The 26,294-nt window shown below is 68.3% G+C and carries 25 protein-coding genes and 1 pseudogene; 6 read left to right on the plus strand and 20 right to left on the minus strand.

The annotated features are described in order from the left end of the window. Nucleotides 1-44: 44 nt before the first annotated feature. The 9 genes from mraY to A7E77_RS03285 all read right to left on the minus strand — a co-directional run bounded on the left by mraY (nucleotide 45) and on the right by A7E77_RS03285 (nucleotide 9,609). A complete protein-coding gene (gene mraY / locus A7E77_RS03245) occupies nucleotides 45-1,115 on the minus strand; it encodes a phospho-N-acetylmuramoyl-pentapeptide-transferase (RefSeq protein ID WP_017979586.1) in 1,071 nt (356 codons plus the stop codon). After that, nucleotides 1,116-2,519 carry a UDP-N-acetylmuramoyl-tripeptide--D-alanyl-D-alanine ligase gene (locus A7E77_RS03250; RefSeq protein WP_063685821.1) on the minus strand — a complete coding sequence of 468 codons (1,404 nt, stop codon included), beginning with the start codon at nucleotides 2,517-2,519 and terminating at the stop codon, nucleotides 1,116-1,118. A gap of 136 nt (nucleotides 2,520-2,655) precedes the next feature. Further along, entirely contained in the window at nucleotides 2,656-4,071 is a 1,416-nt protein-coding gene (locus tag A7E77_RS03255) for a UDP-N-acetylmuramoyl-L-alanyl-D-glutamate--2,6-diaminopimelate ligase (RefSeq protein ID WP_063685823.1), read from the minus strand. 25 nt (nucleotides 4,072-4,096) lie between these two features. Then, the gene (locus A7E77_RS03260) at nucleotides 4,097-5,812 is read right to left on the minus strand and encodes a peptidoglycan D,D-transpeptidase FtsI family protein (RefSeq protein WP_017979589.1); all 1,716 of its coding nucleotides are present in this window, start codon (nucleotides 5,810-5,812) and stop codon (nucleotides 4,097-4,099) included. Beyond that, the gene (locus tag A7E77_RS03265) at nucleotides 5,809-6,444 is read right to left on the minus strand and encodes a hypothetical protein (RefSeq protein ID WP_063685825.1); all 636 of its coding nucleotides are present in this window, start codon (nucleotides 6,442-6,444) and stop codon (nucleotides 5,809-5,811) included. Before A7E77_RS03265 ends, A7E77_RS03260 begins: the two co-directional genes overlap by 4 nt. Beyond that, nucleotides 6,441-7,367 carry a 16S rRNA (cytosine(1402)-N(4))-methyltransferase RsmH gene (gene rsmH / locus A7E77_RS03270; RefSeq protein WP_078462205.1) on the minus strand — a complete coding sequence of 309 codons (927 nt, stop codon included), beginning with the start codon at nucleotides 7,365-7,367 and terminating at the stop codon, nucleotides 6,441-6,443. The genes A7E77_RS03265 and rsmH overlap by 4 nt, the downstream gene beginning before the upstream one ends. After that, complete coding sequence (locus A7E77_RS03275) at nucleotides 7,360-7,863, minus strand: division/cell wall cluster transcriptional repressor MraZ (RefSeq protein WP_024310403.1); 504 nt, start codon at nucleotides 7,861-7,863, stop codon at nucleotides 7,360-7,362. The genes rsmH and A7E77_RS03275 overlap by 8 nt, the downstream gene beginning before the upstream one ends. Before the next feature lie 301 nt (nucleotides 7,864-8,164). Beyond that, nucleotides 8,165-8,434, minus strand: a complete 270-nt coding sequence (locus tag A7E77_RS03280) for a hypothetical protein (RefSeq protein ID WP_286165109.1) — start codon at nucleotides 8,432-8,434, stop codon at nucleotides 8,165-8,167. Nucleotides 8,435-8,640: 206 nt separating this feature from the next. Beyond that, nucleotides 8,641-9,609 (minus strand): cysteine synthase A, encoded by a 969-nt coding sequence (locus tag A7E77_RS03285; RefSeq protein WP_063685829.1) that lies wholly within the window; start codon nucleotides 9,607-9,609, stop codon nucleotides 8,641-8,643. 141 nt (nucleotides 9,610-9,750) lie between these two features. On the opposite strand from A7E77_RS03285, the gene A7E77_RS03290 reads away from it, so the two are divergent. Together A7E77_RS03290 and A7E77_RS03295 are read left to right on the plus strand one after the other, a co-directional pair. Beyond that, a complete protein-coding gene (locus A7E77_RS03290) occupies nucleotides 9,751-10,137 on the plus strand; it encodes a hypothetical protein (protein ID WP_017979595.1) in 387 nt (128 codons plus the stop codon). 169 nt (nucleotides 10,138-10,306) lie between these two features. Further along, a complete protein-coding gene (locus tag A7E77_RS03295; protein ID WP_063685831.1) occupies nucleotides 10,307-12,406 on the plus strand; it encodes a TonB-dependent siderophore receptor in 2,100 nt (699 codons plus the stop codon). A gap of 22 nt (nucleotides 12,407-12,428) precedes the next feature. Here A7E77_RS03295 and A7E77_RS03300 read toward each other — a convergent pair whose 3' ends face one another. After that, a complete protein-coding gene (locus A7E77_RS03300) occupies nucleotides 12,429-13,427 on the minus strand; it encodes an alpha/beta hydrolase (protein WP_063685833.1) in 999 nt (332 codons plus the stop codon). 185 nt (nucleotides 13,428-13,612) lie between these two features. On the opposite strand from A7E77_RS03300, the gene A7E77_RS03305 reads away from it, so the two are divergent. Further along, on the plus strand, nucleotides 13,613-14,323 hold the full coding sequence (locus tag A7E77_RS03305; protein ID WP_043060318.1) for a ParA family protein: 711 nt from the start codon (nucleotides 13,613-13,615) through the stop codon (nucleotides 14,321-14,323). Between the two features lie 111 nt (nucleotides 14,324-14,434). Then, complete coding sequence (aat, locus tag A7E77_RS03310; RefSeq protein WP_063685835.1) at nucleotides 14,435-15,178, plus strand: leucyl/phenylalanyl-tRNA--protein transferase; 744 nt, start codon at nucleotides 14,435-14,437, stop codon at nucleotides 15,176-15,178. 35 nt (nucleotides 15,179-15,213) lie between these two features. Here aat and A7E77_RS17605 read toward each other — a convergent pair. The 5 genes and pseudogenes from A7E77_RS17605 to A7E77_RS03335 all read right to left on the minus strand — a co-directional run. Further along, nucleotides 15,214-15,447, minus strand: a pseudogene (locus A7E77_RS17605) (DUF2155 domain-containing protein); the annotation flags it as partial. A 209-nt stretch (nucleotides 15,448-15,656) separates the two neighbouring features. Next, the gene (locus tag A7E77_RS03320; RefSeq protein ID WP_043060321.1) at nucleotides 15,657-16,052 is read right to left on the minus strand and encodes an NADH:ubiquinone oxidoreductase subunit NDUFA12; all 396 of its coding nucleotides are present in this window, start codon (nucleotides 16,050-16,052) and stop codon (nucleotides 15,657-15,659) included. Nucleotides 16,053-16,164: 112 nt separating this feature from the next. Beyond that, nucleotides 16,165-16,665, minus strand: coding sequence for a DUF192 domain-containing protein (locus A7E77_RS03325; RefSeq protein ID WP_063685838.1), 501 nt, complete (start codon nucleotides 16,663-16,665; stop codon nucleotides 16,165-16,167). Nucleotides 16,666-16,668: 3 nt separating this feature from the next. Continuing rightward, nucleotides 16,669-17,280, minus strand: coding sequence for a cold-shock protein (locus A7E77_RS03330; protein WP_063685840.1), 612 nt, complete (start codon nucleotides 17,278-17,280; stop codon nucleotides 16,669-16,671). Between the two features lie 133 nt (nucleotides 17,281-17,413). Further along, complete coding sequence (locus A7E77_RS03335; protein ID WP_063685842.1) at nucleotides 17,414-17,977, minus strand: regulatory protein RecX; 564 nt, start codon at nucleotides 17,975-17,977, stop codon at nucleotides 17,414-17,416. Between the two features lie 98 nt (nucleotides 17,978-18,075). Between A7E77_RS03335 and A7E77_RS03340 the strand changes: the two genes are divergently transcribed. Beyond that, entirely contained in the window at nucleotides 18,076-19,845 is a 1,770-nt protein-coding gene (locus A7E77_RS03340; protein ID WP_063685844.1) for a fatty acyl-AMP ligase, read from the plus strand. Nucleotides 19,846-19,917: 72 nt separating this feature from the next. Further along, entirely contained in the window at nucleotides 19,918-22,275 is a 2,358-nt protein-coding gene (locus A7E77_RS03345; protein WP_063685846.1) for a putative bifunctional diguanylate cyclase/phosphodiesterase, read from the plus strand. 2 nt (nucleotides 22,276-22,277) lie between these two features. On the opposite strand, the gene A7E77_RS03350 is transcribed toward A7E77_RS03345, so the two are convergent. The 5 genes from A7E77_RS03350 to A7E77_RS03370 all read right to left on the minus strand — a co-directional run bounded on the left by A7E77_RS03350 (nucleotide 22,278) and on the right by A7E77_RS03370 (nucleotide 26,287). After that, nucleotides 22,278-22,622, minus strand: a complete 345-nt coding sequence (locus tag A7E77_RS03350) for a DUF3140 domain-containing protein (RefSeq protein ID WP_063689686.1) — start codon at nucleotides 22,620-22,622, stop codon at nucleotides 22,278-22,280. Between the two features lie 56 nt (nucleotides 22,623-22,678). Then, complete coding sequence (locus A7E77_RS03355) at nucleotides 22,679-24,088, minus strand: hypothetical protein (RefSeq protein WP_063685849.1); 1,410 nt, start codon at nucleotides 24,086-24,088, stop codon at nucleotides 22,679-22,681. Nucleotides 24,089-24,228: 140 nt separating this feature from the next. Continuing rightward, the gene (gene lpdA, locus A7E77_RS03360; protein ID WP_063685851.1) at nucleotides 24,229-25,623 is read right to left on the minus strand and encodes a dihydrolipoyl dehydrogenase; all 1,395 of its coding nucleotides are present in this window, start codon (nucleotides 25,621-25,623) and stop codon (nucleotides 24,229-24,231) included. 47 nt (nucleotides 25,624-25,670) lie between these two features. Beyond that, complete coding sequence (locus tag A7E77_RS03365; protein WP_063685853.1) at nucleotides 25,671-26,057, minus strand: acyl-CoA thioesterase; 387 nt, start codon at nucleotides 26,055-26,057, stop codon at nucleotides 25,671-25,673. After that, the gene (locus A7E77_RS03370) at nucleotides 26,054-26,287 is read right to left on the minus strand and encodes a hypothetical protein (protein WP_063685855.1); all 234 of its coding nucleotides are present in this window, start codon (nucleotides 26,285-26,287) and stop codon (nucleotides 26,054-26,056) included. Before A7E77_RS03370 ends, A7E77_RS03365 begins: the two co-directional genes overlap by 4 nt. Nucleotides 26,288-26,294 lie beyond the last annotated feature (7 nt).

Raw genomic sequence — 26,294 nt, forward strand, 5'->3', positions numbered from 1 at the left:
CCAAGTCCGGGGTGACGGCGTGTTTGGGGCGACCGGCATCGTTTTCACCGCAGCTTCAGCGTGGACAGGCCGGCGAGGGCCAGCACCAGGCTGATGATCCAGAAGCGGATGACGACGGTCGGCTCGCTCCAGCCCAGTTGTTCGAAATGATGGTGGATCGGCGCCATGCGGAACACGCGCTTGCCGGTGCGCTTGTAGAAGAACACCTGGATGATGACCGACAGCGCCTCGACGACGAACAGGCCGCCGATGATGCCCAGCACGATTTCGTGGTGCGCGACGACCGCGATCGTGCCGAGTGCGCCGCCCAGCGCCAGGCTGCCGGTATCGCCCATGAACACCGCAGCGGGCGGTGCGTTGAACCACAGGAAGGCGAGTCCGGCGCCGACCACCGCGCCGCAGAAGATCGCGAGTTCGCCCGCGCCGGGGACGTGCGGGATGCCCAGATACGTGGCAAACTTCACGTTACCGGCGAGGTAGACGATCAGCATGAACGCCACGCTGGCGATGATGACCGGCATCGTCGCCAGGCCGTCGAGCCCGTCGGTCAGGTTCACCGCATTGCCGAAGGCGACGATGGTGAAGGCGGCGAACAGCGGGAAGGCATAGCCGAGGTCGAGGTACAGCCGGTCGGTGAACGGCAGATACAGGTGCGGACCGTTTTGCTGCATGATGATCCACGACGCGATGCCTGCGATGGCGAATTCAAGCAGCAGGCGCGTCTTGCCCGAGACGCCGGCGGTGCTCGCCTTTCGCACCTTGTCGTAATCGTCGAGGAAGCCAATCGCACCGAAGCCGAGCGTCACGAACAGACACGCCCAGACATAGGGGTTGCTGAGGTCCATCCAGATCAGGATCGCGAGCGCCATGCTGGTCAGGATCATCAGCCCGCCCATCGTCGGCGTGCCCCGCTTGGCAAGGTGCGTCTGCGGGCCGTCGGCGCGGATCGGCTGTCCCTTGCCCTGGCGCACGCGCAACCAGCCGATGAAGCGCGGCCCGATGATCAGGCCGATGAACAGCGCGGTCGCCACCGCCGCGCCCGTCCGGAAGGACTGGTAGCGGATAAGGTTCAGCAGCCCGGTGAAGCCCAGGTGCTCGGCGATCCAGTACAGCATTTACGTTCCGCCCCCCATGCGATCTGCGATCGCAACACCTGCCTCCAGCCCCGCAACCAGGCGCGACAGGCCGACACCATTAGACCCTTTGACGAGTACCGCGTCTCCTGCCCGGACCAGGTTCTTCAGCCGGTCGAGCGCCGTCGCAGCATCCGGCACATGCATGATGTCGACGCGTCCCTCAAGGGCCTGTGCCAGCGGCGCCATCGCTTCGCCGACGAGCAGCGCCGTTTCGACGCGCGCGGCGAGGATGGGTTCGGCGAGAGCGGCGTGATAGGCGGCGGAGTCGTCGCCGAGCTCGCGCATCTCCCCCAGCACCGCGACGTGCCGGCCGGGCTCTTCGGCCAGCACCGCAAGCGTCGCGCGCATTGAGGCGGGGTTGGCGTTGTAGCTTTCGTCGATGACCAGCATCTCGCCCTCACCGACGCGCGCCGTGACGCGGAGGCCGCGCCCGGCGAGGCCGCCCATTTCGGCAAGCGCGAGACCCGCACGGGCGAGGTCGGCGCCAGCGGCATCGACTGCGGCGAGGACCGCGAGGGCGTTCGACACCCAGTGCATACCCGGCTGCGACAGCGTGAACGACAATTCGCGCGCGCCGACCTTCGCGGTGACGAACGACCCGCCCGCAGGCAGACGCATCGCCTCGACCGCATGGACGTCGGCGCCCTTGGTCAGACCGAAGGTGACGGTGCGCGCGGCGTAGGGGGCGGCGGCGGCCATCAGCCGGTCGCGGTGCGGGCTGTCATAGTGGACGATGGCGACGCCGCCCGGCTCAAGACCCTGGAAGATCTCGCCCTTGGCGTCGGCGATGGCGCTTTCGTCGGCGAAGAATTCGGTATGGGCAGGCGCGATGGCGGTGACGATCGCGATGTGCGGGCGCACCAAGCGGGTGAGCTGCGACAGTTCGCCCGCGTGGTTCATGCCCATCTCGAACACGCCGACCGTCGTGTCACGCGGCATGCGGGCGAGGCTGAGCGGCACGCCGGTGTGGTTGTTGTAGCTCTTGACCGAGCGATGCACCGCGCCGGTCAGCGACCGGTCGAGCGCGGCGAACAGCGCTTCCTTGGCGCTGGTCTTCCCCACCGAGCCGGTGACGCCGATCACCGTGCCGCTCATGCGGGCGCGGGCGGCACGGCCGAGGTCGTTCAGGGCCGCGAAGGTATCGGCGACGCGGACGTGCGGATGGGGCGTGTCGGCGGATACGACAGCGCCGGCGGCCCCTTGCGCGAAGGCCTGATCGAGGAAGCGATGGCCGTCGGTGCTGTCGCCGGTGAGCGCGATGAACAGGTCGCCGGGACCGACCTCACGGCTGTCGAACGCGACGCCGGTGACGGCGAAGTCGGTGGAGGCGGTGCCGGATGTGGCGGCGGCGATTTCGGCGGCGGTCCAGAGGGGACGCATCATCGCCCAACTCCTTCGTAACCCCGGACTTGTTCCGGGGTCCACCAGTCCGCGAGGGGCGGGCAAGAGCCTCCAGCCATCCCCCTCGCCGCGGAGTGGACCCCGGAACTAGTCCGGGGTGACGAAGAGTACACGCCCCTCACGCCGCATACTCCCGGGCCACGCTGACGTCGTCGAACGGCAGCACCAGGTCGCCGACGATCTGACCCTGTTCGTGGCCCTTGCCGGCGATCAGCACGATGTCCTGCGAGCCGGCTTCGCGGATCGCGGTGGCGATGGCTTCGCGGCGATCGCCGATCTCGCGGGCGTCGGGCGCGCCCTTCAGGATGGCGGCGCGGATGGCGGCGGCATCCTCGGTGCGGGGATTGTCGTCGGTGACGATCGCGAGGTCGGCCTGCATCTGCGCGACCTGCCCCATCGTCTCGCGCTTGCCCGCATCGCGGTCGCCGCCCGCACCGAAGACGACGATCAGCCGGCCGCCGGCATGCGGCTTCAGCGCGGCGATCGCCGCCTCCAGCGCGTCGGGCGTATGCGCATAGTCGACATAGACGGGCGCGCCGCCGCGCGCGATCGCGGCGCGCTCCAGTCGACCACGCACCGGTTGCAGGCGGGCAAGATTGGCGATCGTTTGCGTCACGTCGCCGCCGGTCGCGATGACCAGTCCCGCCGCGACGAGCGCATTCGCCGCCTGATAGCCGCCGATCAGCGGCAGCGTGACGCGATGCGTCGCGCCCTCCGCCTCGATCACCAGCCCCTGCCCCAGCAAGGTCGGATCGCGCTCGACCAGGCGCAGCGTGCTGCCGCGCTCGCCGACCGTCACCAGCCGGTTGCCGCGCGCCTGGGCGAGGTCGATCACCCGCGCCGATTCGACGTCGTCCGCCCAGACGACCGCAGCGCCGTCGGGGCTGAGCACTTCGGAAAACAGCCGCAGCTTGGCGGTGAGATAGGCGCCCATGTCGCCATGATAGTCGAGGTGGTCGCGGCTGAGGTTGGTGAAGGCCGCCGCGGCGACGCGCAGCCCCTCGGTGCGATATTGCGTCAGGCCGTGGCTCGATGCCTCGAAGGCGACATGCGTCACGCCCTCTCGCGCCAGCCCGGCGACGTTGGAGAGGAAGGTGACGACGTCCGGCGTCGTCAGCCCGGTCGTCACGCGCTCGTCGGCGGTGGTGACGCCCAGCGTCCCGATCGAGGCGGCATGCTCGCCCGCCATCCGCCACAATTGCCGCGTCATTTCGACGCTGGAGGTCTTGCCGTTGGTGCCGGTCACGGCGACCGCGACCTCGGGAAACGGCGCGAAGAACTGCGCGGCAAGCTGCGCAAAACGTTCGCGCGGGCTGTCGGACGGGATCGCCACCGCCCCCTCCACCGACACGCCCGGCCGCGTCACGACGGCGATCGCGCCCGATCGCACCGCGTCGGCGATATACTCCTCGCCATTCACCCGCGCGCCCTGAAACGCGCCGAAGACGGTGCCCGGCGCGACCTTGCGATGGTCGATCGCAAAGCCGGTGACCACCGCCTCTTCACTCCCGCCGGTGAGCGTCCCCAGCTTCATGTCGCGCTCCTCAATAGTCGGCTCGTCAATTGCCGTTCGCCTGCTTCGGCGGCGTCTCCTGCCAGATCAGCGGCATCATGTCAGCGACGTCGATGTCGCGCTGCGCATCGGGCACCACGCCGAGCATCGATCCGACGCGGGCGATCGTGCGGCCGACGACGGGCGCGGCGTTCCAGGCGGCGGTCTTCCACCCGCCCGTCTCCTTCGTGCCCTGCGGCGAATCGAGCATCGCGAGCACGACATATTTCGGCGCGTCCATCGGAAAGGCTGCAGCGAAGGTCGCGACGTTGCGCGAATGGTCGTAGCCGCCCGCGACCGCCGCCTCGGCGGTGCCGGTCTTGCCGCCGACGCGATAGCCCGGCGCATCGCCCTTGCGACCCGTGCCGCGCATGACGATCAGACGCAGCATCTGGCGCATCTTGTAGCTGGTCGCCTCGCTGATGACGCGGCGGCCGGCGGGGGCCTGGCCCGGCGCGATCTTCATCAGCGTCGCCGGGCGCCAGATGCCGCCGTTGACCAGAGCCGCATAGGCGCTGGCAAGGTGCAGCGGCGTCACTGCGATACCGTGACCATAGGCCGTCGTCATCGTCGTCGTCCGCGCCCAGTACCGCGGCCACAGCGGCCGGCCCTTTTCGCGCAATTCGATGTCGGGCCGGGTGTCGAAGCCCAGCTTGCGGAACATCGTCTGCATCTTCTGCGGACCCACCTCGTCGGCGATGCGCGCGGTAGCGATGTTGGACGAATAGATCAGCGTTTCGGGCATCGACAGCCAGCGCTGCGGATCGCCGCGCTCGTCATGGATGGTGAAGCCGCCGACCTTCAGCGGATGCGTCGCGTCGAACTTGCGGTTCATCGTGATCGTGCCGGTGTCGATCGCGGTCGCGACGGTGATCGGCTTGAAGGTCGAGCCCAGCTCGAACACGCTCTGCGTGGTCAGGTTGCGCAGTTCCTCGCTGCCCGCCATGCCGACGCGATTGGGGTTGAACGTAGGCAGCGACACCATCGCGAGCACTTCGCCGGTATGGACGTCCATCACGATGCCACCCGCCCCGCGCGCGGAGAAGGTGCCCATCGCGCGGCCGAGTTCGCTCTCCATCGCCGCCTGCACGCGTGCGTCGATCGCCAGCGCGACCGGCTTGCCCGCCTGCGCCGGATCGAGCAGCCGTTCGTCGAGCACGCGCTCCATGCCGCTCATGCCGTGGCCGTCTGTCGACAGGAAGCCCAGCGCATGCGCCGCCATCGTCGACTGCGGGTACAGGCGCTGCGTCTCGCGCGCGAAGACCAAAGCCGGCTCGCCGATCGCATTCACCTGCTCGACCAGCGCGGGGCTGGCGCGGCGCTGGAGGTAGACGAAGCTGATGTTGCGGGTGAGCTGATGGTAGAACCACGCCTGGTCGCCGCGATCGGGCATCAGCGCCGCGAGCCGGGCGGCGATCTCCATCTTGTCGCCGATGATCTTGTTCGGGTGGACCGCGATCGTCCACGCGTCGATCGTCCGGGCGAGCGGCGCGCCGTTGCGATCGACGATATCGCCGCGCGCCGCCAGTGCCGCCGTGCGCGCTGCGGCCTCGCCGCCCGACAGGATGCCGAGCATTGCCAGCCGGCCGATGATCAGAACCACCGCCGCCGCGAACAGCATCATCAGCATCATCAGCCGCATATGCGACGTCGCGACCAGCGCGTGACGCTGGCCGGCGCTGCGATGCTGGGCCTGGGCCGGACGGGCGACGATGACGGTCAACGTTTGCGGGCCTCGGCGCGCGCGCTGCTGAGGATATCGCCCAGCGTGCTGTCGGACAGCAGCTTCTTGTCGAGCATCGCGACCGCTTCGGGCCGCACCTTCGCCACCGCCGCCTTGGCGCGGGCCGCCTCGTTCAGCTTCGCCAGCATCGGCGCGCTCTTTTCGATGGCGGCGACCTTGATCACCGCGCGCTGCGCCTTGGGCATGGCGGCGGCGACCTGCACCACGGCCGGAGCCGGCGTGGCGGCGGGCGCGGCGGCGCTGACGCCCGGCTGCGACGGCACGACCAGCGACGCCATCTGCATCCCGGACTTGCCATCGGTGGGCACGCCCACCTGATTGACGTCGAGGCTGGCGAGCGCCGCCTCGTCGGTCACGAACTGGCCCGCGGTCGGCGCGGCGAGCGACAGCGTCTCGCCGTTCCACTTTTCGAGCTGGGCGAGGTTGGCGCGCGTTTCGAACTCCGTCTCCAGCGCGCGGATATCGCGCTGCGCGGCGTCGATCTTGCGATCCATGCTCTCGAGCTTCTTGCGCTCGGTCGCGACCTGCAGCGAGACCAGGTAGAAACCGAGGACGATGGCGACGCAGCCACCGAACCATCCGATCCCCTTCAACCGATACGCCGCCGTCATGCCGTCACCTCTTCATTCCATGCAGGGGCGGCCGTCCGGATGGCGGTCCGCAATGTTGCCGATCGTGCGCGCGGGTTGCGCGCGAGTTCCGCCTCGCCGGCACGGATGCCGCGGCCGACGGTCGCGAAGCTGGGTGCCCGCGTCGCCCCCGCCTGCGGCAGGTGCCGCGAGCCGCCGGGCGTGTTGCCCGAGCGTTCACGCAGGAAGCGCTTGACCATGCGATCCTCCAGGCTGTGGAACGTCACCACCGCCAGTCGACCGCCGGGCTTGAGCAGCCGCTCGGCCGCGGCGAGGCCGTCGGCCAGCTCGCCCAACTCCCGATTCACATGGATACGGATCGCTTGGAAGGTCCGCGTCGCCGGATCCTTCTTGTCGTGCGGCCGGTGGCCCAGCGCCTTGCGCACGACGGCCGCCAGTTCGCCCGTACGGGTCAGCGGCCGCGCCGCGACGATCGCGCGCGCGACGCGGCGCGACTTGGGCTCGTCGCCATACTGGTACAGCACGTCAGCGATGACTTCCTCGTCGGCGGTGTTGAGGAAGTCCGCCGCGCTGGGGCCGTCCTGCGCCATCCGCATGTCGAGCGGGCCGTCGGACTGAAACGAAAAGCCGCGCTCCGCCTGATCGAGCTGCATCGACGACACGCCGATATCCATCGTCAGCCCGTCGACGGGCGCATCGATCGCCGCCTCCATCGCGGAGAAGTCGCTGTGGACGAGCGTCAGCCCCTCGATACCAGCCGCCCGCCCTTCACGAATCGCGTCGGGGTCGCGATCGAAGGCGATGACGGTGGCGCCGGTCTTCAGGATCGCGCGCGTGTAGCCGCCCGCGCCGAAGGTGGCATCGACCATCACTTCGCCCGGGGCGGGGGCGAGTGCGGCGACCACTTCGTCGAGCAGCACGGGGATGTGGGGCGCGTCAGTCAAGCGGCACCCCCTTGTCCTGGCAGTAATAGCGGCAGGCGGCGACCATCTGCGGCGCGATGCCCGGCGTCGACAGCAGCGTCTTGGGGTCCCAGATCTCGATATAGTCGAGCGTGCCCCAGAAGAAGGCATGCGCGCCGATATTAGCATAGAAGCGCGGAAATCCGGGCATGATGAAGCGGCCGGAGCCATCGAAGGGCACGGCTTCGCCGTTCGCGCCGCCGCGCTTGATATTGTGGTCGATCTTGCCGTCCGCACCGCGCGACAGGGCGACGCGCTCGTTCAATTCGCGCTTCAGTTCGGCGATATAGGCGGGATCATAGGCGATCAGGCAGGGCTGATCCTCATGCGCGGCGATGATGACGGTGCCGCCGTCCTTGCCGTCGGCGCGCGGAGCGTTAGCCGCGAGCGTGTGGCGGAGCGCATTGGGGATGGCGACGCGCCCCTTGTCATCGACAAGAGCGAGTCCACTTCCCTGATAGTCGCCCCTTTCCAACACGCCCGTCTCGCACCCTGACGCGCACGGCTCATCGTCTGGAAAGTCGGATTTTCACCGCCTCCCATACATTTGCGCCCAAACGCAAACGATGATGCCTGCCCCGTTGTTAACTGTCGCTACCAACAGCCAACCGGGGATGCAACGGGATTTTTGGGGATGAGCGGGGAAAAGCTCCCTGGAGGCGGCTAAATGGGCGGGAAACACCCCCATGGTGGCATGGATGCCACAGCCGCCAACCGCCCGTGCGGGCGTGCGATTCCGCCGGCGCGGGGCGCCGTCCCCGGTTTTCCCCGAAATTGGATCATCGTGCGGCTTGTGCGTTGCCCGTGGCCGGCGCGACGCCGAGTTCGGCCAGAGGTTCGCCCGAGGCATCGGCCGCCGCCGCGGCGCCGGCATTGGTCATGGCGATATTCGCGACGACGTCGGCCTGAGCCGATCCGGCGGTGGCGATGGGCTTTTCGCGCGTCGCCGACCCCAGAATCGCGGTGGCGATCGCGATGAGCATGACGACGGCGACAAGGCCGATCACGCCGACCTTGATCCGTTGCATCGTCTGGTGAGTGTCTCGCACGGCTCTCATCTTGTCGTGCGGCTGTACCGCTTTGTCGGGCGCTTGTCGATTGGGCGGCGAGTCGGGGGCGCTTTCCGCCCATTCTCCCGTCACCCCGGACTCGTTCCGGGGTCCACTCCGCGGCGAGGGGAGTGGCTTGAGGCGCAGGCCACCCACGTGCGGATGGGTGGACCCCGGAACACGTCCGGGGTGACGGGGGAGTAGTGTTACGCCAGCCCCTTCTCTGCCCGCCATGCCGGATCGTGCAGCGTCGACAGATACCGGAAGCCCGTGTCGCACAGGATCGTCGCGATCCTTTTGCCCGATCCCAAATGCTTCGCCAGCCGCACGGCGCCCGCGACGTTGATGCCGGACGACAGACCGAGGCACAGCCCTTCCTCGTCGAGCAGGCGGCGAACCCAGTGATAGCCTTCCTGATCGGAGATGCGGAACTGCGTGTCGATCGGCGCACCCTCCAGATTGGCGGTGATCCGCCCCTGCCCGATCCCCTCGGCGACCGACGATCCCTCGCTGCGGAGCTCGCCGTGCGCGTAATAGTCATACAGCGCCGCGCCATGCGGATCGCTCAGCGCGATGCAGACGCGCTCGTCCTTCGCCTTCAGTCCCAGGCCGACGCCCGCGATTGTGCCGCCGGTGCCCGCCGCGCAGGTGAAGCCGTCGATCCGCCCGTCCATCTGCTGCCAGATCTCTTCCGCCGTGCCGACGATATGCGCGCGGCGGTTGGCGACATTATCGAACTGGTTCGCCCAGATCGCATTGTCGCGTTCCTCCGCGATGCGGCGGCTGGTGTGGACGAAGTGGCAGGGGCTGGAATAGGGCGCCGCCGGCACCAGCACCAGCTCGGCCCCCAGCGCACGCAGCGTATCCATCTTCTCGCGGCTTTGCGTTTCGGGCATCACGATGATCGTGCGATAGCCCTTGGCATTGGCGACCAGCGCCAGACCGATGCCGGTATTGCCCGCCGTGCCTTCGACGATCGTCCCGCCGGGATGCAGCACGCCGCGCGCCTCCGCATCCTCGACGATGCCGAGCGCCGCGCGATCCTTCACGCTGGCGCCGGGATTGGCGAATTCGCATTTGCCGAAGATGTCGCAGCCGCTCGCCTCGCTCGGCCCCTTCAGCCGGACGAGGGGCGTGTTGCCGATCAGCGCAAGCGTGTCTGGGGTCGTATGCATGCCCGCTAGATGGCGCGTGGCCGGGCCTGCGACAAGCAAAGCTGCACTTGGGACGCGCAAAGGCGCGCGATCAACCGAACGACCAAATCCGACGGATCGCCTTGACGCTCCCCCTTCGCATGCGCAAAGCTTGCCCTCGCTATGAAGAGCCTCCCCCTGTTCGCCGCCACCGCCGCGCTTCTCGCGCTGGCCGCCTGCAACTCCAAGCCCGCGCAGCCGGACGTGCTGGATTCGAATCCGGATCCGATGGCCAACCAGCTCGCCAACCGCGCGCCGGTGGAACTGCCGCCCGCGATCAAGGCGGAAAAGACCTTCCGCTGCAAGGACAACAGCCTGCTGTACGTGACGCTGTTCGACGGCGACAAGCTCGCCCTCGTCAAGACGTCGCAGACCGGCACGCCGACCCGCCTGACCGCCGAAAAGGCTGGCGAGCCGCTGACCGCCGAGGGCGGCTGGAAGCTGACCGGCAATGCGTCGAACATCACCGTGTCGCAGCCGGGCAAGGCCTCGCAGACCTGCAAGTCGTAAGCCACGACGGACCGACTTTTCACAAGGGCCGGCGGATCACTCCGCCGGCCCTTTTCTTATGCGCGGCGCACGGCCACCCTTCCCGCACATTGCTATTGCGAACGATCCGCAAGTTCAGTAGCTGGCCGTCGAGACCGGAACTGTCCGGCCGATTCCAGGAATTTGCTGCGTGATCCTTGCACACGACCGGCGCGTCGCCGTGTCCGTTCTTGCCATCGCCTTCGGGCTTGCGGCGCCGGCGATGGCGCAGACCACCGGCGGCGATACGCCCTCGCCCGAGACCCAGGCCGACATCATCGTCACCGCGCGCTCGGCCAGCGCCAGCATCATCGGCAGCCGCACGCCGTTGCTGCGCTATCCGCAATCGGTGCGCGTGCTGGACGAAGACGACCTGACGCCGCTCAACGCCACGCGGTTGCAGGATGCGCTGGATTATGCGGGCGGTGTCACCCGCCAGAACGATTTCGGCGGCCTGTGGGACAAATATGCGATCCGCGGCTTCGCGGGCGACGAAAACACTGGCCCCGATATCCTGATCAACCGCTTCGGCAGCAACCTAGGCTATAACCCGCCGGTCGATAGCGCAACGATCGAGCGCGTCGAGGTGATGAAGGGCGCGAGCGCCGCTTTGTCCGGTCGCGGCGAGCCGGGCGGATCGATCAACATCGTCACCAAGGCGCCGCTCGATCACGCGCATGCCGCCGTCAGCGCGATGGTCGGCAGCTGGGATCAGCGGCGCGTGACGGGCGACGTGGGCGGCCCGATCGCCGATGGCCTGTCGGTCCGCCTGATCGGCGTCGCGGAAGACCATGACAGCTTCCGCGACCATGTTGGCGGATTGCGCCGCCTGATCGCGCCCTCGATCGCCTGGACGCCCGCGCCGGGGCTGCGCCTGCTCTATCAGGCCGAATATATGCGCAACCGGTCGGTGCTCGATCGCGGCGTGGTCGGCATTGCCGGCAACGCCCGCGCGATGGATCGCACCACGTTCCTCGGCGAGCCGGCGGACGGCCGCATCACGCAGCGTATCCTGTGGCAACAGGCCAGCCTGTTCGCCGATCTGGGATCGGGCATCGGCCTGGAGCTGGGCGGCAGCCAGCGCGACGGGTCGCTGCGCGGCTTCGGCACGATGGTCGATTTCGGCGCCCGCGGTCTGCAAAGCGACGGGCGCACCGCCGGGCGCGACCGCCGCTATCACGACTTTGCGTGGAACGATCTGTCGTTGCGTGCCGAACTGACCGGGCGCCTTCGCCTGTTGGGGCTGGAGCACGACCTGCGCGTCGGCATCGACCGCGTACGGCATGCGCTCGACTTCCGCCTGGATCGCGCACGCGGCACGACGACGCGGCCGATCCTCCTCATCGATCTGTTCGCCCCCGTCTACGGTCAGCCGCTGCCGACCCCGCCCGCCTCGCTCAGCCGCACCGCGTCGTTTCGCAGCGAAAGCCTCTATGCGCAGGACGTGATCCGGCGCGGGCCCCTCACCTTGCTGCTCGGCGCGCGATGGAACAGCTTTCGCGAAGATGTCTTCAACCGCCTGACCGTCCGCGAACTCGACACGCGCGACGCCGGCGTCACGCCGCGCGCGGCGGTGTCGTGGCAAGTCCGCGAGGGCGTATCGCTCTACGCCAGCCGGGGCGATTCGCTGCGGCTCAACCCGTCCGACGGCACCGCGACCTTCGATGCAGAACGCAGCCATTCGACCGAGGCGGGGGTCAAGGTCAGCCTGTTCCAGCGCCGCCTGACCGGCACCGCCGCCGTGTTCGACATGGAAAAGCGCAACGTCCTCAATCCCAATTCGGTCGATCCGTTCGTCAAGAGCCAGATCGGCCGCCAGCGGTCGCGCGGCGCGGAGGCGGAACTCACCTATTCCCGCCCCGACGATCTCTACGTCACCGCCGCCTATACCTATGTCGACGCGACCATCCGTAACGATCAGGACCGCACGCTGATCGGCAAGCCACTGTCGAACGTGCCGCGCCATGCGGGCAGCCTGTTCGCGCTGAAGACGGTCGGCCGCCTGGGCGTGGGCGGTGGGATCACGTACGTGGGCACGCGCGCCGGCGATCCGTTCGGCACCAGCTATCGCCTGCCCGCCTATACGATCGCGCGCGCGACGCTGAGCTATGCCGTCACGCCGCAGCTGAGCGTGCGGGCGGACGTCGATAACCTGTTCGACACCTATTATATCGCCAGTTCGTACGCGAACGTATGGACCGTTCCCGGCGCGCCACGAAACGCGCGCGTGACGCTGGCGAGCCGGTTCTAGGGGCGATCCGCGGCCGGACCGGTCACAGCATGCCGATATCGCGCAGCCATTGCTTGAGCGCCCCCGGCCATTCGCGCGTCACCGGGTCGGCGGTCGGACGCATTCCGAAGGCGTGGCCGCCTTTGGCGTACAGGCGCATGTCGACCGGCACGCCCGCGTCGGTTAGCGCCAGGGCATAGGCCATGGGCTGGCGGATCGGATCGGTGGAATCGTTCATCGCGTGCAGGATGAAGGTTGGCGGCGCCTTCGGGCTGATCGTCACCCATGGCCGCAATTCCAGGCTGTTGCGGCCCTTGCTGTCGTCGAGCATGCGCGCGGTATAGGCGATCACCGCAAAGTTAGGGCGCGGCGATTGTCGATCGGCGGCATCGGCGATGGGATAGGTTCGCGCCTCGGTATTGCTCATCGCCGCGGCCAGATAGGCGCCGGCCGAAAAGCCGATGACGCCGATGCGACGCGGATCGATGCCATAGCGCGTCGCCCGCGTGCGCAGCAGCCCCATCGCGCGCTGCGCATCCTCCAGCCCCAGCAGCACCTTGGGCCGCTGCTGCCGCCCGTTCACCACGGGCCATGCTTGTGGCACCCTATATTTGAGCACCGCGCAGGTGATCCCCTGCCGCACCGCCCAGTCGCAGATTTCGGTCCCCTCCAGGTCCATCGCGACGACGGTGAAGCCGCCGCCCGGCAGCACAAGCATGGCCGTGCCCGTGTTGCGCCCCTGCGGCCGGAACACCGTCATCGTCGGCCGCGTGATCGATCCCGCCCAATGCCACATCCGCCCGCCGACGATCGCCGAACCGTTGCCAGTTTCCTCCGGCGCATTGCCGCTGTCCGGCTTGGCGAGCGGGACGGTGACCGCCCATAATAGCTCCTGCCGTCCACCCGCCGGCGCCTGCCACACGCCGGGCCGCGAAACGATCGGCACGGTCTTGCGCACCGGCGCGGATGCCCGCCCACCTGTCGACGATGCAAGCGACGCGGCAAGCAGGATCGCAGACCCAAGGACGGCACGGCGCAGCATATCGAACTCCCGATCCCGACAGCGACGCAGCGCATCGCCACCCGATGCCGCCCCGCCTTGCGTCCGGCCCGTATCGGGCGGCCTCGCACCCGACAAAGCACCTTTGCTCGGGCCAGCCCCCAGTTTCCCTCATGGCGCGGATGGCGCATTGCCCCATCGGGTCCAGAACGGTACGATCCCGCCCCATGGCAACGATCGCGATCTACAGTTCGAAGGGCGGCGTCGGCAAAACCACGCTGGCCGTCAATCTGGCCTATTGCGCCGCCACCCTGTCGAAGCGGCGCACCGCCTTGTGGGACCTCGATCCCCAGGCGGCGAGCAGCTGGGTACTGGGTCGCGATCCCGCGGGCGATCAGGCGCGCGCGTTGTTCACGAAGGATACGAAGGTCGCGCGCCACGCCCGCCCGACCGAGATCGCGAAGCTCGATCTGATCCCCGCCGACGCGTCGTTGCGCGACCTCGACGTGCTGCTGCACGATCTCGGCAAGAAGCGGCGGCTCGACAAGCTGGTCGCCGACCTCGGCAGTTACGATCACGTCCTGCTCGATTGTCCGCCGGGGCTCACCGAAACCAGCGAGCAGGTGATCCGCGCCGCCGACCTGATCGTCATGCCGATCATCCCATCCGCCCTCGCGCAACGCGCCGCAGAGGAAGTGGTGCGCCATCTCGGCGGCAAGGTGCCGGTGCTGCCCGTCCACATGATGGTCGACCGCCGCCGCCGCCTGCACGCCGCCGCGCTCGCCGCGCAGCCCGACTGGCCCGCGATCCCGATGGCGAGTGCGGTCGAGGCGATGGCGGATCATCGCGCGCCCGTCGCCACCTATGCGCCGCGCAGCGCCGCCGCGACCGCCTTCGCCGAACTGTGGCGCGCGATCGAGAAGCGGGTGGCGCGCTGATCCGACGCGGGATGCGGGTCGCCCGGATCTAGGCCCGTGCCGGCATGACCGTCGTCCGGCCAGAGCGGACCACCTTGCCATAGCCCCCTGGCACCGCCACCTTGGCCGGCGATGGAGACGCTCGACCCGAAACTCGTGCTCGGCGCCTATGCCATGGGCGTCTTCCCGATGGCGGATCACCGCGATGCCGACAGCGTCTATTGGGTCGAACCGCGCACCCGCGCGATCCTGCCGATCGATGGCTTCCACCTCTCCGCGTCGCTGCGCAAAACGATCGCGCGTGACCGCTTTCGCGTCACCGTCGACACTGCGTTCGAGCGGATGATCCAGCTGTGCGCCGAAAGCGCCGACGATCGCCCGGAAACCTGGATCAACAGCGGCATCGAGCAGGTGTTCGTGACGCTGCACCGCATGGGCTATGCGCATTCGATCGAATGCTGGGACGGCGACGATCTGGTCGGCGGCCTGTATGGCCTGGCGCTGGGCCGGGCCTTTTTCGGCGAATCGATGGTCAGCCGCCGGACCGATGCGTCGAAGGTCGCGCTCGCTTGGCTGGTCGCGCGCCTGAAGGCCGGCGGGTTCACCTTGCTCGACTGCCAGTTCCAGACGCCCCACCTCGCCTCATTGGGCGCGGTGGAGATCGACCGGAACGATTATTGCGCGTTGCTGGCCGGGGCGCTCGACGGGGCGACCGGCTCGTCGGCGGGTGCGGCATCATCGCCCCCGTTCGCATCGGCGTCCGCCTCGCCCGATTTCTTTGCGCTGGAGCGCGCCGCGCCGCCACTCGCCGCCGATACCGTGTCGGGGCCGGTTTCCGGCCAGGACATCGTGCAGCTCTTGGTCCACACGTCATAGACGGGGTGCTGGACGACGTTGAGCGCCGGGCGTTCCTTGAACAGCCAGCCGGAAAAGGCGCGGCGCCAGTGCCGGTCGGTGCCGCGCACGTCGAGCTGAACGAAGGCGCCGGTCAGAGGATCCTGCTCCCAGGGCGCGGTCTTTTCGCAGGCGCGCAGGCGCACGATCGCATCGCCGACGCGCACCGCCTGCCCCGGCTTCAGCGTCAGGTCGCGGCTGACGCCGTTACGCTTGTTGAGCAGGCCGACGACGGCGACCCGTTCGGCCATCGGCGTGCCGCCGGTCGGCAGCGTCGTGTCGGAGGCGGCGATCGTCTCGATCCCATCGCCCTTGGCGGGATCGGCGGGCAGGTCCTGCGTCGCGACCGTCCGGTTCGCCGGCCCATTACTGCCATGCCAGGCGCGATAGCCGAAGACGCCGGCCACCGCGAGCGCGACCAGCAGGACGCCGGCGGCCAGCCAGCGGCCGATCCGTGGGCTCACCCTTCGGGCGTCCACGCCTCGTAATCGCCGGTCGCGGCGGCGCGCTTGCCGCCCTTCTCCAACGAGCCCGAGGGGCGATAGGCGAGCGGCGTGCCGGTCATGTTAGGGATCGGCGGCTTCTGCCACGCACGCACCGGCGGCAGCGCGCGATCGGGCACGTCGTCGATGTGATGGTGGAGCCAGCTGAACCATTCAGGCGGCACCCGGCTGGCATCGTTCGCACCCTCATAGATCACCCAGCGCCGCTTGCGGCCGCTGCCGTCCTTGCCGCCTTCGTAATAGACGTTGCCGAGCTGGTCGGTGCCCATCTGCGCCATGCCGCGCAGGCCATAGAGCATCGTGCCCCACGACGCGCCGGTCCACCAGGTGAAGGGATTGAGGTTGATGCCCATAGTGGCTCAGCGCTTACTCGTGTCCGCTGCGCCCTTCAACAGGGGATCGCGATCGGAGATGACGGCCGTGACGAGAATCCGCGCGAAGGGCGTCGGCGGTCGGGCCGCCCCCTCACTTCGCCCAGGTCACCTTGTCGCCTTCGGCGATGCCGAGGTCCGCCGCGCGGCCGCCGACCAGTTCCAGCACCGCCGCCACCGGCTCGCGCGACAGGACGGGCGTTTCGGAGAAGGGCACCGTATTTTCGGCGATCGTCGCGATCGTGCCGTCGGCGCGAATGAACAGGATGTCGAGCGGCGTCGGCGTGTTCTTCATCCAGAAGCTCGCCTGACGCGGACCGCCGCCCTCGGGCGGATAGGGCCAGAACAGCATGCCGCCATCGGGCTTCAGGTCGGTGCGGTACATCAGCCCGCGTTCCTGCTCGGCGGGCGTAACCGCGCGTTCGACCGTAAAATTATGCGTGCCGTTGGCGCTGGCGATCGTGATCGGCAACAGCGTCTTGGCCGCATCCTTCGCCGCCGTATCGTGCGAGAAGACACCGGTCTGCACCGCGACCCCGGTCGCGCCCAGCCCCAGCGCCGCGACGATCGCCACCAGCGCCTTCGTTCCGATCATCGCTCAATCCTCTTCGACGCTGACCGCCAGAGGCCCCTTGTTGCCCGCGACGATCCGCGCGCGCAACCGCTGGCCGGGTTCGACCACCGCCAGCCCCGCACGACGCAGCGTTTCCATATGGACGAACACGTCCGCCCCATCCGCATCGCGGACCAGGAAACCATATCCCTTCAGTCGATTAAACCATTTCACCACCGCGCCTTCGAACGCGCCGGCCGCATCGATCAGGCTGAGCGGATCGACGCGATCAGGATTGCGCGGTGGCCGGGGCGCATCTTCGACGGCATGCGTCAGGTCGATGCCGGTCACTTCGCGCGCCTGATAACCGCGGCCGCGCTGCACCGACAGCGTCTCCACCCGCGCCCCTTCCGGCAGGCTGCGCCGGCCGTGCGGCTGCAACACGGAAAAATGGATCAGCACGTCGCCATAGGCCGGATCGTCCGCCACCGCGAAGCCGAAGCCGCGCGTCGCGTCGAACCATTTGACGACGCCGCCGATCGCGATGGGGCCATCGTCTGCGACGGCGGCGCGGGCCGTCGCGTTCGGCGCGACGGTGTCGATCGTATCCTCGGATTCCAGCTGTCGCCCGAACGCACGATCACGGTCGCCGGGCATCTGCCCGCCGTCTCGCTCGTCGCACTCCCGTTGCGGCTCGCCACGCATTACTGCACCCCTGTCGCCGACACGCTAGCACGGTTCGTCGCAGCCGCAATTATGAAACGAAAGGCTTTGCGGGTTTTTAGGCCACTCAGAGCAAGAAAAAGGCTTCAACCGCAGCCTCATCGTCCGATTCGAGTCCCAGATCGGACAGGTCGGGCGCCGCCAGGATGCGTCGGGACAGGTCGAGCGGATGGCCGGCGCGCAGCATCGCGGCCAACTGCCGATCACGGATCGCACGATCCGCGACCTCTGGCCCGAACGGTCCGACGCGCCGTCGCCGCGCAAAGGTGAGCGCGGCGGTCAGCGCCCGCGCGGCAATGTCGGGCGCCAGATCGTCCGCCACGTCCGCGACATGCGCCTGGCGTAGCGCCGCGCCGACCCTTCGCGCGCCCAGCCCGCGCCGCGCCAGCGCTGCCGCCTTGCTCTCGGCGTAGAGGCGGTCGTCGACATAGCCCAGTGCCGCCATGCGCTGGGCGATCGCTGCCGGATCGGCGGGCTCGCCCTCCCAGCCCCTTTCGCGCACCTTGCGCCGCAGGTAATCCGCCAGTTTGCCCTGCGTCGTCGCAAACCGTTCGACGTAGCGCAGCGCCAGTCGGTCGAGCGCGGCGGCGTCCAGGGGACGCGGGGGGCGACGTTCGGCGGGCATGGCCATGTTGTTGCCACAGTGGCAACGGAATGAGAACGTTGATCGCGCGTTAAAGCGCCAGGATATGACAGCCGCATGATAGCGGCGCGTGAACAGGAATTTCGATGACCGATCAGTCTGCGGCTTCGCCGACTCCCCGACCGGCCCCTACCCCGACGCTCGACGCGCTGCCGCGCCGCTTCGCCGATTTCGCCACCTTGGGCGAGGCGCTGGACTATGCCGCCACCGGCGTGCGCGGGCTGAATTTCCATGACGCGCGCGGCACGCTGGCGCGCCCCTATCCCTTCGCCGAGCTGCGCAGCGACGCGATTGCCGCCGCCTATCGCCTGATCGCGGCGGGTGTGCAGCCCGAAGATCGCATCGCGCTGGTCGCCGAAACCGGGCCCGAATTCGCCGCTTTATTCTTCGGCACCATCTATGCCGGCGCCTGGCCGGTGCCGCTGCCGCTGCCGACCAGCTTCGGCGGCCGCGATTCGTATATCGAGCAGTTGCGCGTCCAGCTGGCGAGCTGCGACCCCAAGATACTGATCTTCCCGCCCGAGCTCAGCGCGATGGCAGCAGAGGCCGCGCGGCTGGCGGGCACGGACGGCATCGACTGGTCCGAATTCGCGACCCGCGCGGCGCCGGAAGCCGCGCTGCCGCAGGCGCATGGCGAGCAGATCGCGTACCTGCAATATTCCAGCGGCTCGACGCGCTTCCCGCACGGCGTCGCGATCACGCACCATGCGCTGCTCAACAACCTCGCCGCGCACAGCCACGGCATGCAGATCGACGGCACCGATCGCTGCATCAGCTGGTTGCCTTGGTATCACGACATGGGGCTGGTCGGCTGCTTCCTGTCGCCGATCGCCAATCAGGTATCGACCGACTATCTGAAGACCGAGGATTTCGCGCGCCGCCCGCTCGCCTGGCTCGACATGATCTCGCGGCACGACGGCACCGCTTTGTCCTATTCGCCGACCTTCGGTTACGACATCTGCGCGCGCCGCATGTCGTCGCAGACCAAGGCGGCCGAGCGCTTCGACCTGTCGCGCTGGCGCGTCGCGGGCAATGGCGCCGACATGATCCGCCCCGACGTGATGCAGGCGTTCGTCGACGCCTTCGCCGATGCGGGCTTCAAGGCAAGCGCCTTCCTGCCCAGCTATGGCCTTGCCGAGGCGACGCTCGCCGTGTCGCTGATGCCGCCGGGCGAAGGCATCCGCGTCGAGCTGGTCGAGGAAACGCAGCTGTCGGGCGGGGGCGATTCGCTCGCCGCCAACGATGGCCCGCGCCCGCAGCGCTTCCGCGCTATCGTCAATTGCGGCAAGCCGGTGCGTGACATGACGGTCGAGATCCGCGAAGAGGACGGCACGCCCCTGCCCGACGGCGCAATCGGCAAATTGTGGTGCAAGGGCCCCAGCGTCATGGTCGGCTATTTCCGCGATCAGGAGGCGACCGACGCCTGCATGGTCGACGGTTGGCTGGATACCGGCGACATGGCCTATATGTCGGACGGCTACATCTATATCGTTGGCCGCGCCAAGGACATGATCATCGTCAACGGCAAGAACCACTGGCCACAGGACATCGAATGGGCGGTCGAGCAGCTCCCCGGCTTCAAGTCGGGCGACATCGCCGCCTTCGCGATCACGACACCCGGCGGTGAGGAGACCCCCGCCGTCCTCGTCCAGTGCCGCAGCAGCGACGATGCCGAGCGGCTGCGCCTGCGCGACGAAATCCGCGAGCGCGTCCGGTCGGTCACCGGCATGAACTGCGTGATCGAACTGATCCCGCCGCGCACGCTGCCGCGCACCAGCTCGGGCAAGCTCAGCCGGGCCAAGGCGCGCAACCTGTACCTCAGCGGCGACATCAAACCCTATCCGATCGCCGCATAATTCGGTCGTCAGGGCGGCGAACCGGCGCCGCCCTAACTATCCGTAAACGTTCAACACCTTACCATCTCAGGCGTGACAGTCGCGCCGCTCCAAACCCTCGATTCCGAAACGATCGGATTCGCCCAATTGCTGGGCCTGACCGACGGCGCCGATGCCGCGCAATGGGCGCGGATCCGATCCAAACAGCTTGATGCGGGGCGCCATCTGGCGCTGTTCCTGCTCGCCGCGAATCTCATCGGCGCGGCGCTGGTCGTTCCCCTGTTCGCGGGTAACGAGCCCCTATCGTATTTGATCGGCTGGGCCGCGCTGGTCGGCATCGTGGCGGTCGCCGTGGCGATCCGCCGCCTGAGCACCCATCACCGCGACGGTGGCTATGCCAGCGCCCGCGACGTCCGCACCACGCTGTGGGAAGGCGTGGCGCTTGCCGTCGTCTGGGCGGTTCCCGTCTTCGCCTTCCGTGTCGATCCCGGCTCGCACGGCACCTACGCCCTCTGGATGATCCTGGCGCTGCTGATGACCGCGGGCGCGATGGCGATGGCACCGCTGGCGCTGGCGACGATCGCCTTCCTGGGCGGATTGGGCGCCGCGGTGTCGCTGCGTACCGCGTTGGACGGCAGCCCGACCGGCGCCGCGGCGACGGCGCTGTTCACCGTCATGCTGATCGTCATCTGCCTCCATCGCGCACGCGCGCTGGTGGTGATTCGCGCGGTCCAGATCGCGCTCGCGGAACGGAACGACACCGTCAGCCTGCTGTTGCGCGAATTCGAAGAGACCGCCGCCGACTGGCTGTGGGAAACCGACGCGGGCAAGCAGATCGTCAAGGCCTCGCCGCGCTTCGCCTATGCCTGCGGCCTCGATCCGATCGCGATCAACGGCCAGTCCTTCCTGCGCGTCCTCGCCGGGCCGGCATGGGACACGGGCCACTTTTCCGACGCCCTGCGCGAGTTGGCCGCCAAGATGAAGGCGCGCGAGAGCTTCCGCGACCTGCGTATCCCGGTCGAGGTGAATGGCGAGCAGCGATGGTGGCAGGTCTCGGCCAGCCCGCGATTCGACGAAAAGGGCAGCTTTGGCGGTTTCCGCGGCGTCGGGTCCGACGTCACCGAACAATGTATGAGCGCCGATCGCATCGCCCGGATGGCGCGCTTCGACACACTCACCGGCCTGCCTAACCGCCTGATGATCAACGAAACGCTGGCCCAGGCGATGGCGGAGGCGGAGCGCAACGGCCAGCGCTGTAGCTTCATGATGATCGATCTCGACCGATTCAAGGCGGTCAACGATACGCTCGGCCATCCGATCGGCGACCGGCTGCTGGCCCGCGTGTCGGCACGGCTCGCGCAATTGATGGACGCCTCCACCGTCTGTGGACGGCTGGGCGGTGACGAATTCGCCGTGGTCGTGCGCGACGCGACGCGGATCGACGCGGTCGAGGCGCTCGCCCGCCGCATCATCGACACGCTGTCGCAGCCCTATGAGATCGACGCGCACACGCTCTACATCGGCGCGTCGGTAGGCCTGGCGATCGGTCCGCGCGACGGGCGGACGGCCGAGATGCTGATCCGCTCCGCCGATCTCGCCCTTTATCGCGCCAAGGATGCGGGCCGCGGCGTCTACCACGCCTACGAACCCGAATTGCACGTTCAGGCGGAGGAGCGCCGCGTACTCGAAATGGCGCTGCGTCAGGCAGTGGAACGCAACGAGCTCCACCTGCAATACCAGCCCGTGGTCGATGCAGGAAACGGGCGGCTGACCGGCTTCGAGGCGCTGCTGCGCTGGCGCCACCCCGAGCTGGGGCTGATTTCGCCCGAGAAATTCGTGCCCCTTGCCGAGGAATCGCGCCTGATCGGGCCGATTGGCGAATGGGTCGTGCGGACCGCCTGCGCCGAAGCCGCGCAATGGCCGTCGACCGTCCGCATCGCGGTCAACGTATCGCCGGACCAGCTGCAGAACCCGCAATTCGTCGCCGTCGTCGCCTCCGCCCTCGCCAACTCGCGCCTGCCCCCCGAACGGCTGGAGTTGGAGGTCACCGAAAGCGTGTTCCTGCACGAAGGGCTCGGCACGACGAAGGTTCTGGAACAGTTGCTGTCACTCGGCATCCGATTAAGCTTGGACGATTTCGGCACCGGCTATTCGAGCCTCGGCTATCTGTCGCGCACGCGCTTTTCGTCGATCAAGATCGACCGCAGCTTCGTGCAGGGCGCGTCGAGCGGCGTGAAGGAAGCGGTGGCGATCATCCGCGCCGTCGTCGCCCTCGCCCAGAGCCTGGGCATGGCGACCACGGCGGAAGGCGTCGAGACCGAGGAGGAGCACCGGCTCGTCCAAGAGCTGGGCTGCACCAAGGTGCAGGGCTTCTTCTTCAGCCGCCCGCTCAGTGTCGAAGACGCCCGCGCACTCGTCGCGCGCAGCTGGAACGCCTCGGCCGCCGCCTGACCCTATTTCTCGGGGTCGTGCCCCCAGTTCATCAGCGAATAGCGCCAGTCGCTGTGCGCCTTGTCCTTGTCGGGGCCGCCCTGCGCCAGATGGCGGCGGACATAGCCGACCACCTTCTTCATATGCGCATAATCGTCATCGGTCAGGTCCGCCTTGGCCTTGCGCTTGATCGCCACGATCCGCTTGCCCGATTTGTGGCCGACGCTCTCGCCCGATCCCTCGCCGTCCTCGCCCTTCCAGCCGACGCGCTTGCTGTCGTCGGTGTCGAGGAAGTGTTCGAGTTCGGCCGGCGCCATGTTCACCGCGTCCTTGAAATCCTTGTAGATCTGTTCGTGATCGTCGGCCATCGCATCGCTCTCCTTGCGCGCCGCCAACGATCGCCCGCTGCCGCAGTTGCACGCGATCAGCCGAGCATCCCGCTATAGGTCTGCGCCGCCTGCGGCAGCCAGAGGCGCGCCGCGATCCCGCCGACGAGCACGAAGAGCACCGCGCCCCATGCCCAGCCGCCCCGTGGCATGCGGCCCAGCACCACCCAGCCGATCGCGGTCGCGGTCATCGCCCACAGATGATAGCGCAGGTCGGACGCGATGCTGATCACGGCAAAACTCGCCTCCTGCCCGACCGCCGAGGCGAAGAGTGCCGCCGCGAGGCGGCCCGCCGCATCCTCCGCCCGCCATGTCGCGGCCAGCCCGATGACGGCGAGCACCGCCCATAGCGCCGGCCAGCCGAATGGCGTTTCGACGAGCACGCCGGCCAGCTGCTGCCAGCGCCCCGCCGCCTTGCCCGGCGCGCGGAAATCATAGGGGTTGGGCTCGTTGGCCACGGGCGGTGCCGCGCCATACCAGTGCAGCGGCACCAGCCAGCGATCGGTCGCATTCAGATGCGACAGCCGATGCGCGGCATAAGCGAGCGGATGATTCACAACGGCCCGCGCCAGCGTGCCGTAGAGCGCCCCGACCGACGTTGCGCGCAGCCCGGCCGTCTCCGCCCCGCATCGCCCGCCGTCGCCCAGCGGGTCCCAGAAGAACGGGCGCACGCAAGTCTTGGCCCGCAGCGTCGCGATCTCGGGCCGCGTCAGGCCGGTGTCCGTGTCGTCGGTCGCGACCGCAATGCCCGACAGGTCATACATCGCCTGCGTCCGCTCCACCCCGCTCGCGCCCGCGCCGAGCAGCCGATGGTTGATCGGCCCCGCCGCCGCAAGCACCAACGGTACGGCCACAGCGATCGCCGCCAGCCGCCAGACCGTCCAGCGCGGCGGGATCGCCGCCATCGCCGCCAGCGGCAAGACGGCAAAGACCGCATTGGCGCGGACCAGCATCGCATAGCCCGCCAGACACCCCGCCGCCGCCCATGCCCCCGCGGGCACGCGCATCCCGCGCAGCCGCCACGTCGCGACCAGCCCGGTCGCCGCCAGCAGCGCCGCGAGCATCTGCAGATCCTTCAGCACCACCGCCTGCCAGCCGAGCAGCGCCGGCCAGCACGCCAGCCCCAGGATCGCGAGCGCCGCCAGCCGCCGCCCCTGCGCGGTCAGCGTCACTGCCAGCGCGCCGAAACCACCCCAATAGCAGAGCATCTGAAGCACCAGCATCGGTGCGGGGCCATGGGCGCCGAACAGCGCCCATAGATGCGCCATCGCCGGCGGGTGCCAGTCGTCATACCGGCCGCTGAGCGCCTGCCGATATTGGGCGAGGCTGTCGTATGAAACGTAGCCCGGCCAGAACAATGCGAGGCTGCCGCCGAACAGGATCGCGACCGCGAGCGCCACGCGCGCGGCGGTGACGCGGTCGGTATGTGGATCAGACGCTCGGTTCATCGCCTCGTGTCCATCAGTGCGCGATTAGTCGACGGACGTCGTCATTGCGAGCGCAGCGAAGCAATCCAGGGCGTCGTGGTACGGCTCTGGATCGCTTCGCATGCGCTCGCAATGACGGGAAATCTCGGCGTATTACCGCCCTAGAAGTGCAGCGCGCGGCCGTAGGCGCTGAGCGTGCTTTCGTGCATCATCTCGCTCAACGTCGGGTGCGCGAACACCGTTTCCATCAGCTCGTGCTCAGTCGTTTCCAGCTGGCGCGCGATGACGTAGCCCTGGATCAGCTCCGTCACTTCCGCGCCGACCATGTGCGCACCCAGCAATTCGCCGGTCTTGGCGTCGAACACCGTCTTGATGAAGCCTTCCGCCTCGCCCAGCGCGATCGCCTTGCCGTTGCCGATGAAGGGGAACTTGCCGACCTTCACGTCATGGCCCGCATCCTTGGCCTTCGCCTCGGTCAGGCCGACGCTGGCGACCTGCGGGCGACTGTAGGTGCAGCCGGGGATGTTCCACGTCTCGAACGGATGCGGGTTCTGGCCGGCGATCTTCTCGACGCAGACGATACCTTCGTGGCTCGCCTTATGCGCCAGCCATGGTGCTCCCGTGACGTCGCCGATCGCGTAGATGCCCTCGACGTTGGTGCGGCCGTAGCCGTCGACCTTGATGTGACCGCGCTCCGTCTCGACGCCCAGCGCCTCCAGCCCGATATTCTCGGTGTTCGGCACGATACCGATCGCGACGATCGCATGGCTGAATTCGGTGCTGGTGACCTTGCCGTCCGCGCCCTTGATCGCGGCGGTGACGCCGTTCGCGCCCGGCTCCAGCTTTTCCAAGCCCGACTTGGTGAGGATCTTGATCCCCTGCTTGGTCAGCGCCTTGGTCATGAAGTCGCTGACTTCGGCATCCTCGACCGGCAGGATGCGGTCGAGCATCTCCACGATCGTCACGTCGGCGCCCATGTCGTTGTAGAAGCTGGCGAACTCGACGCCGATCGCGCCCGATCCGATGACCAGCAGCTTGGTCGGCATCACTTCGGGCACCATCGCGTGGCGATAGGTCCAGATGCGCTTGCCGTCGGCCTTGGCGAACGGCAGGTCGCGCGCGCGCGCGCCGGTGGCGACCATGATGTGCTTGGCGGCAAGCTCGACGGTCTTGTCGCCCTGCTTGACGCTGAGCTTGCCCTTGCCCGTCAGCGTACCGAAGCCCTCGACCACCGTGACCTTGTTCTTCTTCATCAGGCCTTTGACGCCGGCATTGAGCTGCCCCGCCACCTTGCGGCTGCGATCGACGATCTTGCCAAGGTCGAAGCCGACATTGTCCGCCTTCAGCCCATAGGCATCGGCGTGGGTCATATAGTGATAGACCTCCGACGTGCGCAGCAGCGCCTTGGTCGGGATGCAGCCCCAGTTGAGGCAGATGCCGCCGAGGCGTTCACGCTCGACGATCGCGACCTTCATGCCCAGCTGGCTCGCGCGGATCGCCGAGACATAGCCGCCGGGGCCGGAGCCGAGGACGATGAGATCGTAGGTGTCAGCCATGGTCGTTCCCTGGGGAAAGGAGTTTGGGGAGAGAAGAGATCAGAATGTCACGCCGGCAACGGCGCGACGCGCCGGGGCTGGCGGTTGGTGTCGGTGGCGACGAAGACGAAGCGGGCTTGCGTCACCTTGCACGCGTCGTTGGCGTGGCGGGCGCGGCGCCACGCCTCGACCTCGATCGTCATCGACGTGTTGCCGACCGCGACGAGGCGGGCATAGACCGACACCTCATCGCCGACGAGCACCGGCGCGTGGAACTTCATCGCGTCGCAGGCGATCGTCACCGCCCGGCCGCCGGCATGGCGCGAGGCGACCGAGCCGGCGGCCAAGTCCATCTGTCCCATCAGCCAGCCACCAAAGATGTCGCCATAGGGATTGGCGTCGGCAGGCATGGCGGTGACGCGGATCGTCGGCGATCCGTCCGGCAGGCCGCTCATGCGCTCATCCGATCGGCAGCGCGGGCGCGGCGCAGCGGGCCGATGCCCATCAACACCGTCGCGACCATCGCGGCGGCCCCGCACCACCAGATCACCTCGCGGCCCAGCGGATAGGACCAGGCGGCGGCCCAGGTCATCGCCACGGCCGCGATCAGGCCCGCCACGATGGAGATCACCTCCATCGCCGCGCGCGAGATCGGCAGGCGAGACAGGAAAGCCAGACGCGTCATCGCAGGC

Origin of the sequence: Sphingomonas sp. NIC1, assembly GCF_001638925.1 — a bacterium.
GTDB classification, from domain to species: domain Bacteria; phylum Pseudomonadota; class Alphaproteobacteria; order Sphingomonadales; family Sphingomonadaceae; genus Sphingomonas; species Sphingomonas aquatilis.

Excerpts from the sequence above, each read along its gene's own strand:
- mraY (WP_017979586.1), bottom strand. The coding sequence starts at position 1,115 with ATGCTGTACTGGATCGCCGAGCACCTGGGCTTCACCGGGCTGCTGAAC.
- A7E77_RS03250 (WP_063685821.1), bottom strand. The coding sequence starts at position 2,519 with ATGATGCGTCCCCTCTGGACCGCCGCCGAAATCGCCGCCGCCACATCC.
- A7E77_RS03255 (WP_063685823.1), bottom strand. The coding sequence starts at position 4,071 with ATGAAGCTGGGGACGCTCACCGGCGGGAGTGAAGAGGCGGTGGTCACC.
- A7E77_RS03265 (WP_063685825.1), bottom strand. The coding sequence starts at position 6,444 with ATGACGGCGGCGTATCGGTTGAAGGGGATCGGATGGTTCGGTGGCTGC.
- A7E77_RS03285 (WP_063685829.1), bottom strand. The coding sequence starts at position 9,609 with ATGCATACGACCCCAGACACGCTTGCGCTGATCGGCAACACGCCCCTC.
- A7E77_RS03290 (WP_017979595.1), top strand. The coding sequence starts at position 9,751 with ATGAAGAGCCTCCCCCTGTTCGCCGCCACCGCCGCGCTTCTCGCGCTG.
- A7E77_RS03300 (WP_063685833.1), bottom strand. The coding sequence starts at position 13,427 with ATGCTGCGCCGTGCCGTCCTTGGGTCTGCGATCCTGCTTGCCGCGTCG.
- A7E77_RS03305 (WP_043060318.1), top strand. The coding sequence starts at position 13,613 with ATGGCAACGATCGCGATCTACAGTTCGAAGGGCGGCGTCGGCAAAACC.
- aat (WP_063685835.1), top strand. The coding sequence starts at position 14,435 with ATGGAGACGCTCGACCCGAAACTCGTGCTCGGCGCCTATGCCATGGGC.
- A7E77_RS03320 (WP_043060321.1), bottom strand. The coding sequence starts at position 16,052 with ATGGGCATCAACCTCAATCCCTTCACCTGGTGGACCGGCGCGTCGTGG.
- A7E77_RS03325 (WP_063685838.1), bottom strand. The coding sequence starts at position 16,665 with ATGATCGGAACGAAGGCGCTGGTGGCGATCGTCGCGGCGCTGGGGCTG.
- A7E77_RS03330 (WP_063685840.1), bottom strand. The coding sequence starts at position 17,280 with ATGCCCGGCGACCGTGATCGTGCGTTCGGGCGACAGCTGGAATCCGAG.
- A7E77_RS03335 (WP_063685842.1), bottom strand. The coding sequence starts at position 17,977 with ATGGCCATGCCCGCCGAACGTCGCCCCCCGCGTCCCCTGGACGCCGCC.
- A7E77_RS03340 (WP_063685844.1), top strand. The coding sequence starts at position 18,076 with ATGACCGATCAGTCTGCGGCTTCGCCGACTCCCCGACCGGCCCCTACC.
- A7E77_RS03350 (WP_063689686.1), bottom strand. The coding sequence starts at position 22,622 with ATGGCCGACGATCACGAACAGATCTACAAGGATTTCAAGGACGCGGTG.
- A7E77_RS03355 (WP_063685849.1), bottom strand. The coding sequence starts at position 24,088 with ATGAACCGAGCGTCTGATCCACATACCGACCGCGTCACCGCCGCGCGC.
- lpdA (WP_063685851.1), bottom strand. The coding sequence starts at position 25,623 with ATGGCTGACACCTACGATCTCATCGTCCTCGGCTCCGGCCCCGGCGGC.
- A7E77_RS03365 (WP_063685853.1), bottom strand. The coding sequence starts at position 26,057 with ATGAGCGGCCTGCCGGACGGATCGCCGACGATCCGCGTCACCGCCATG.
- A7E77_RS03370 (WP_063685855.1), bottom strand. The coding sequence starts at position 26,287 with ATGACGCGTCTGGCTTTCCTGTCTCGCCTGCCGATCTCGCGCGCGGCG.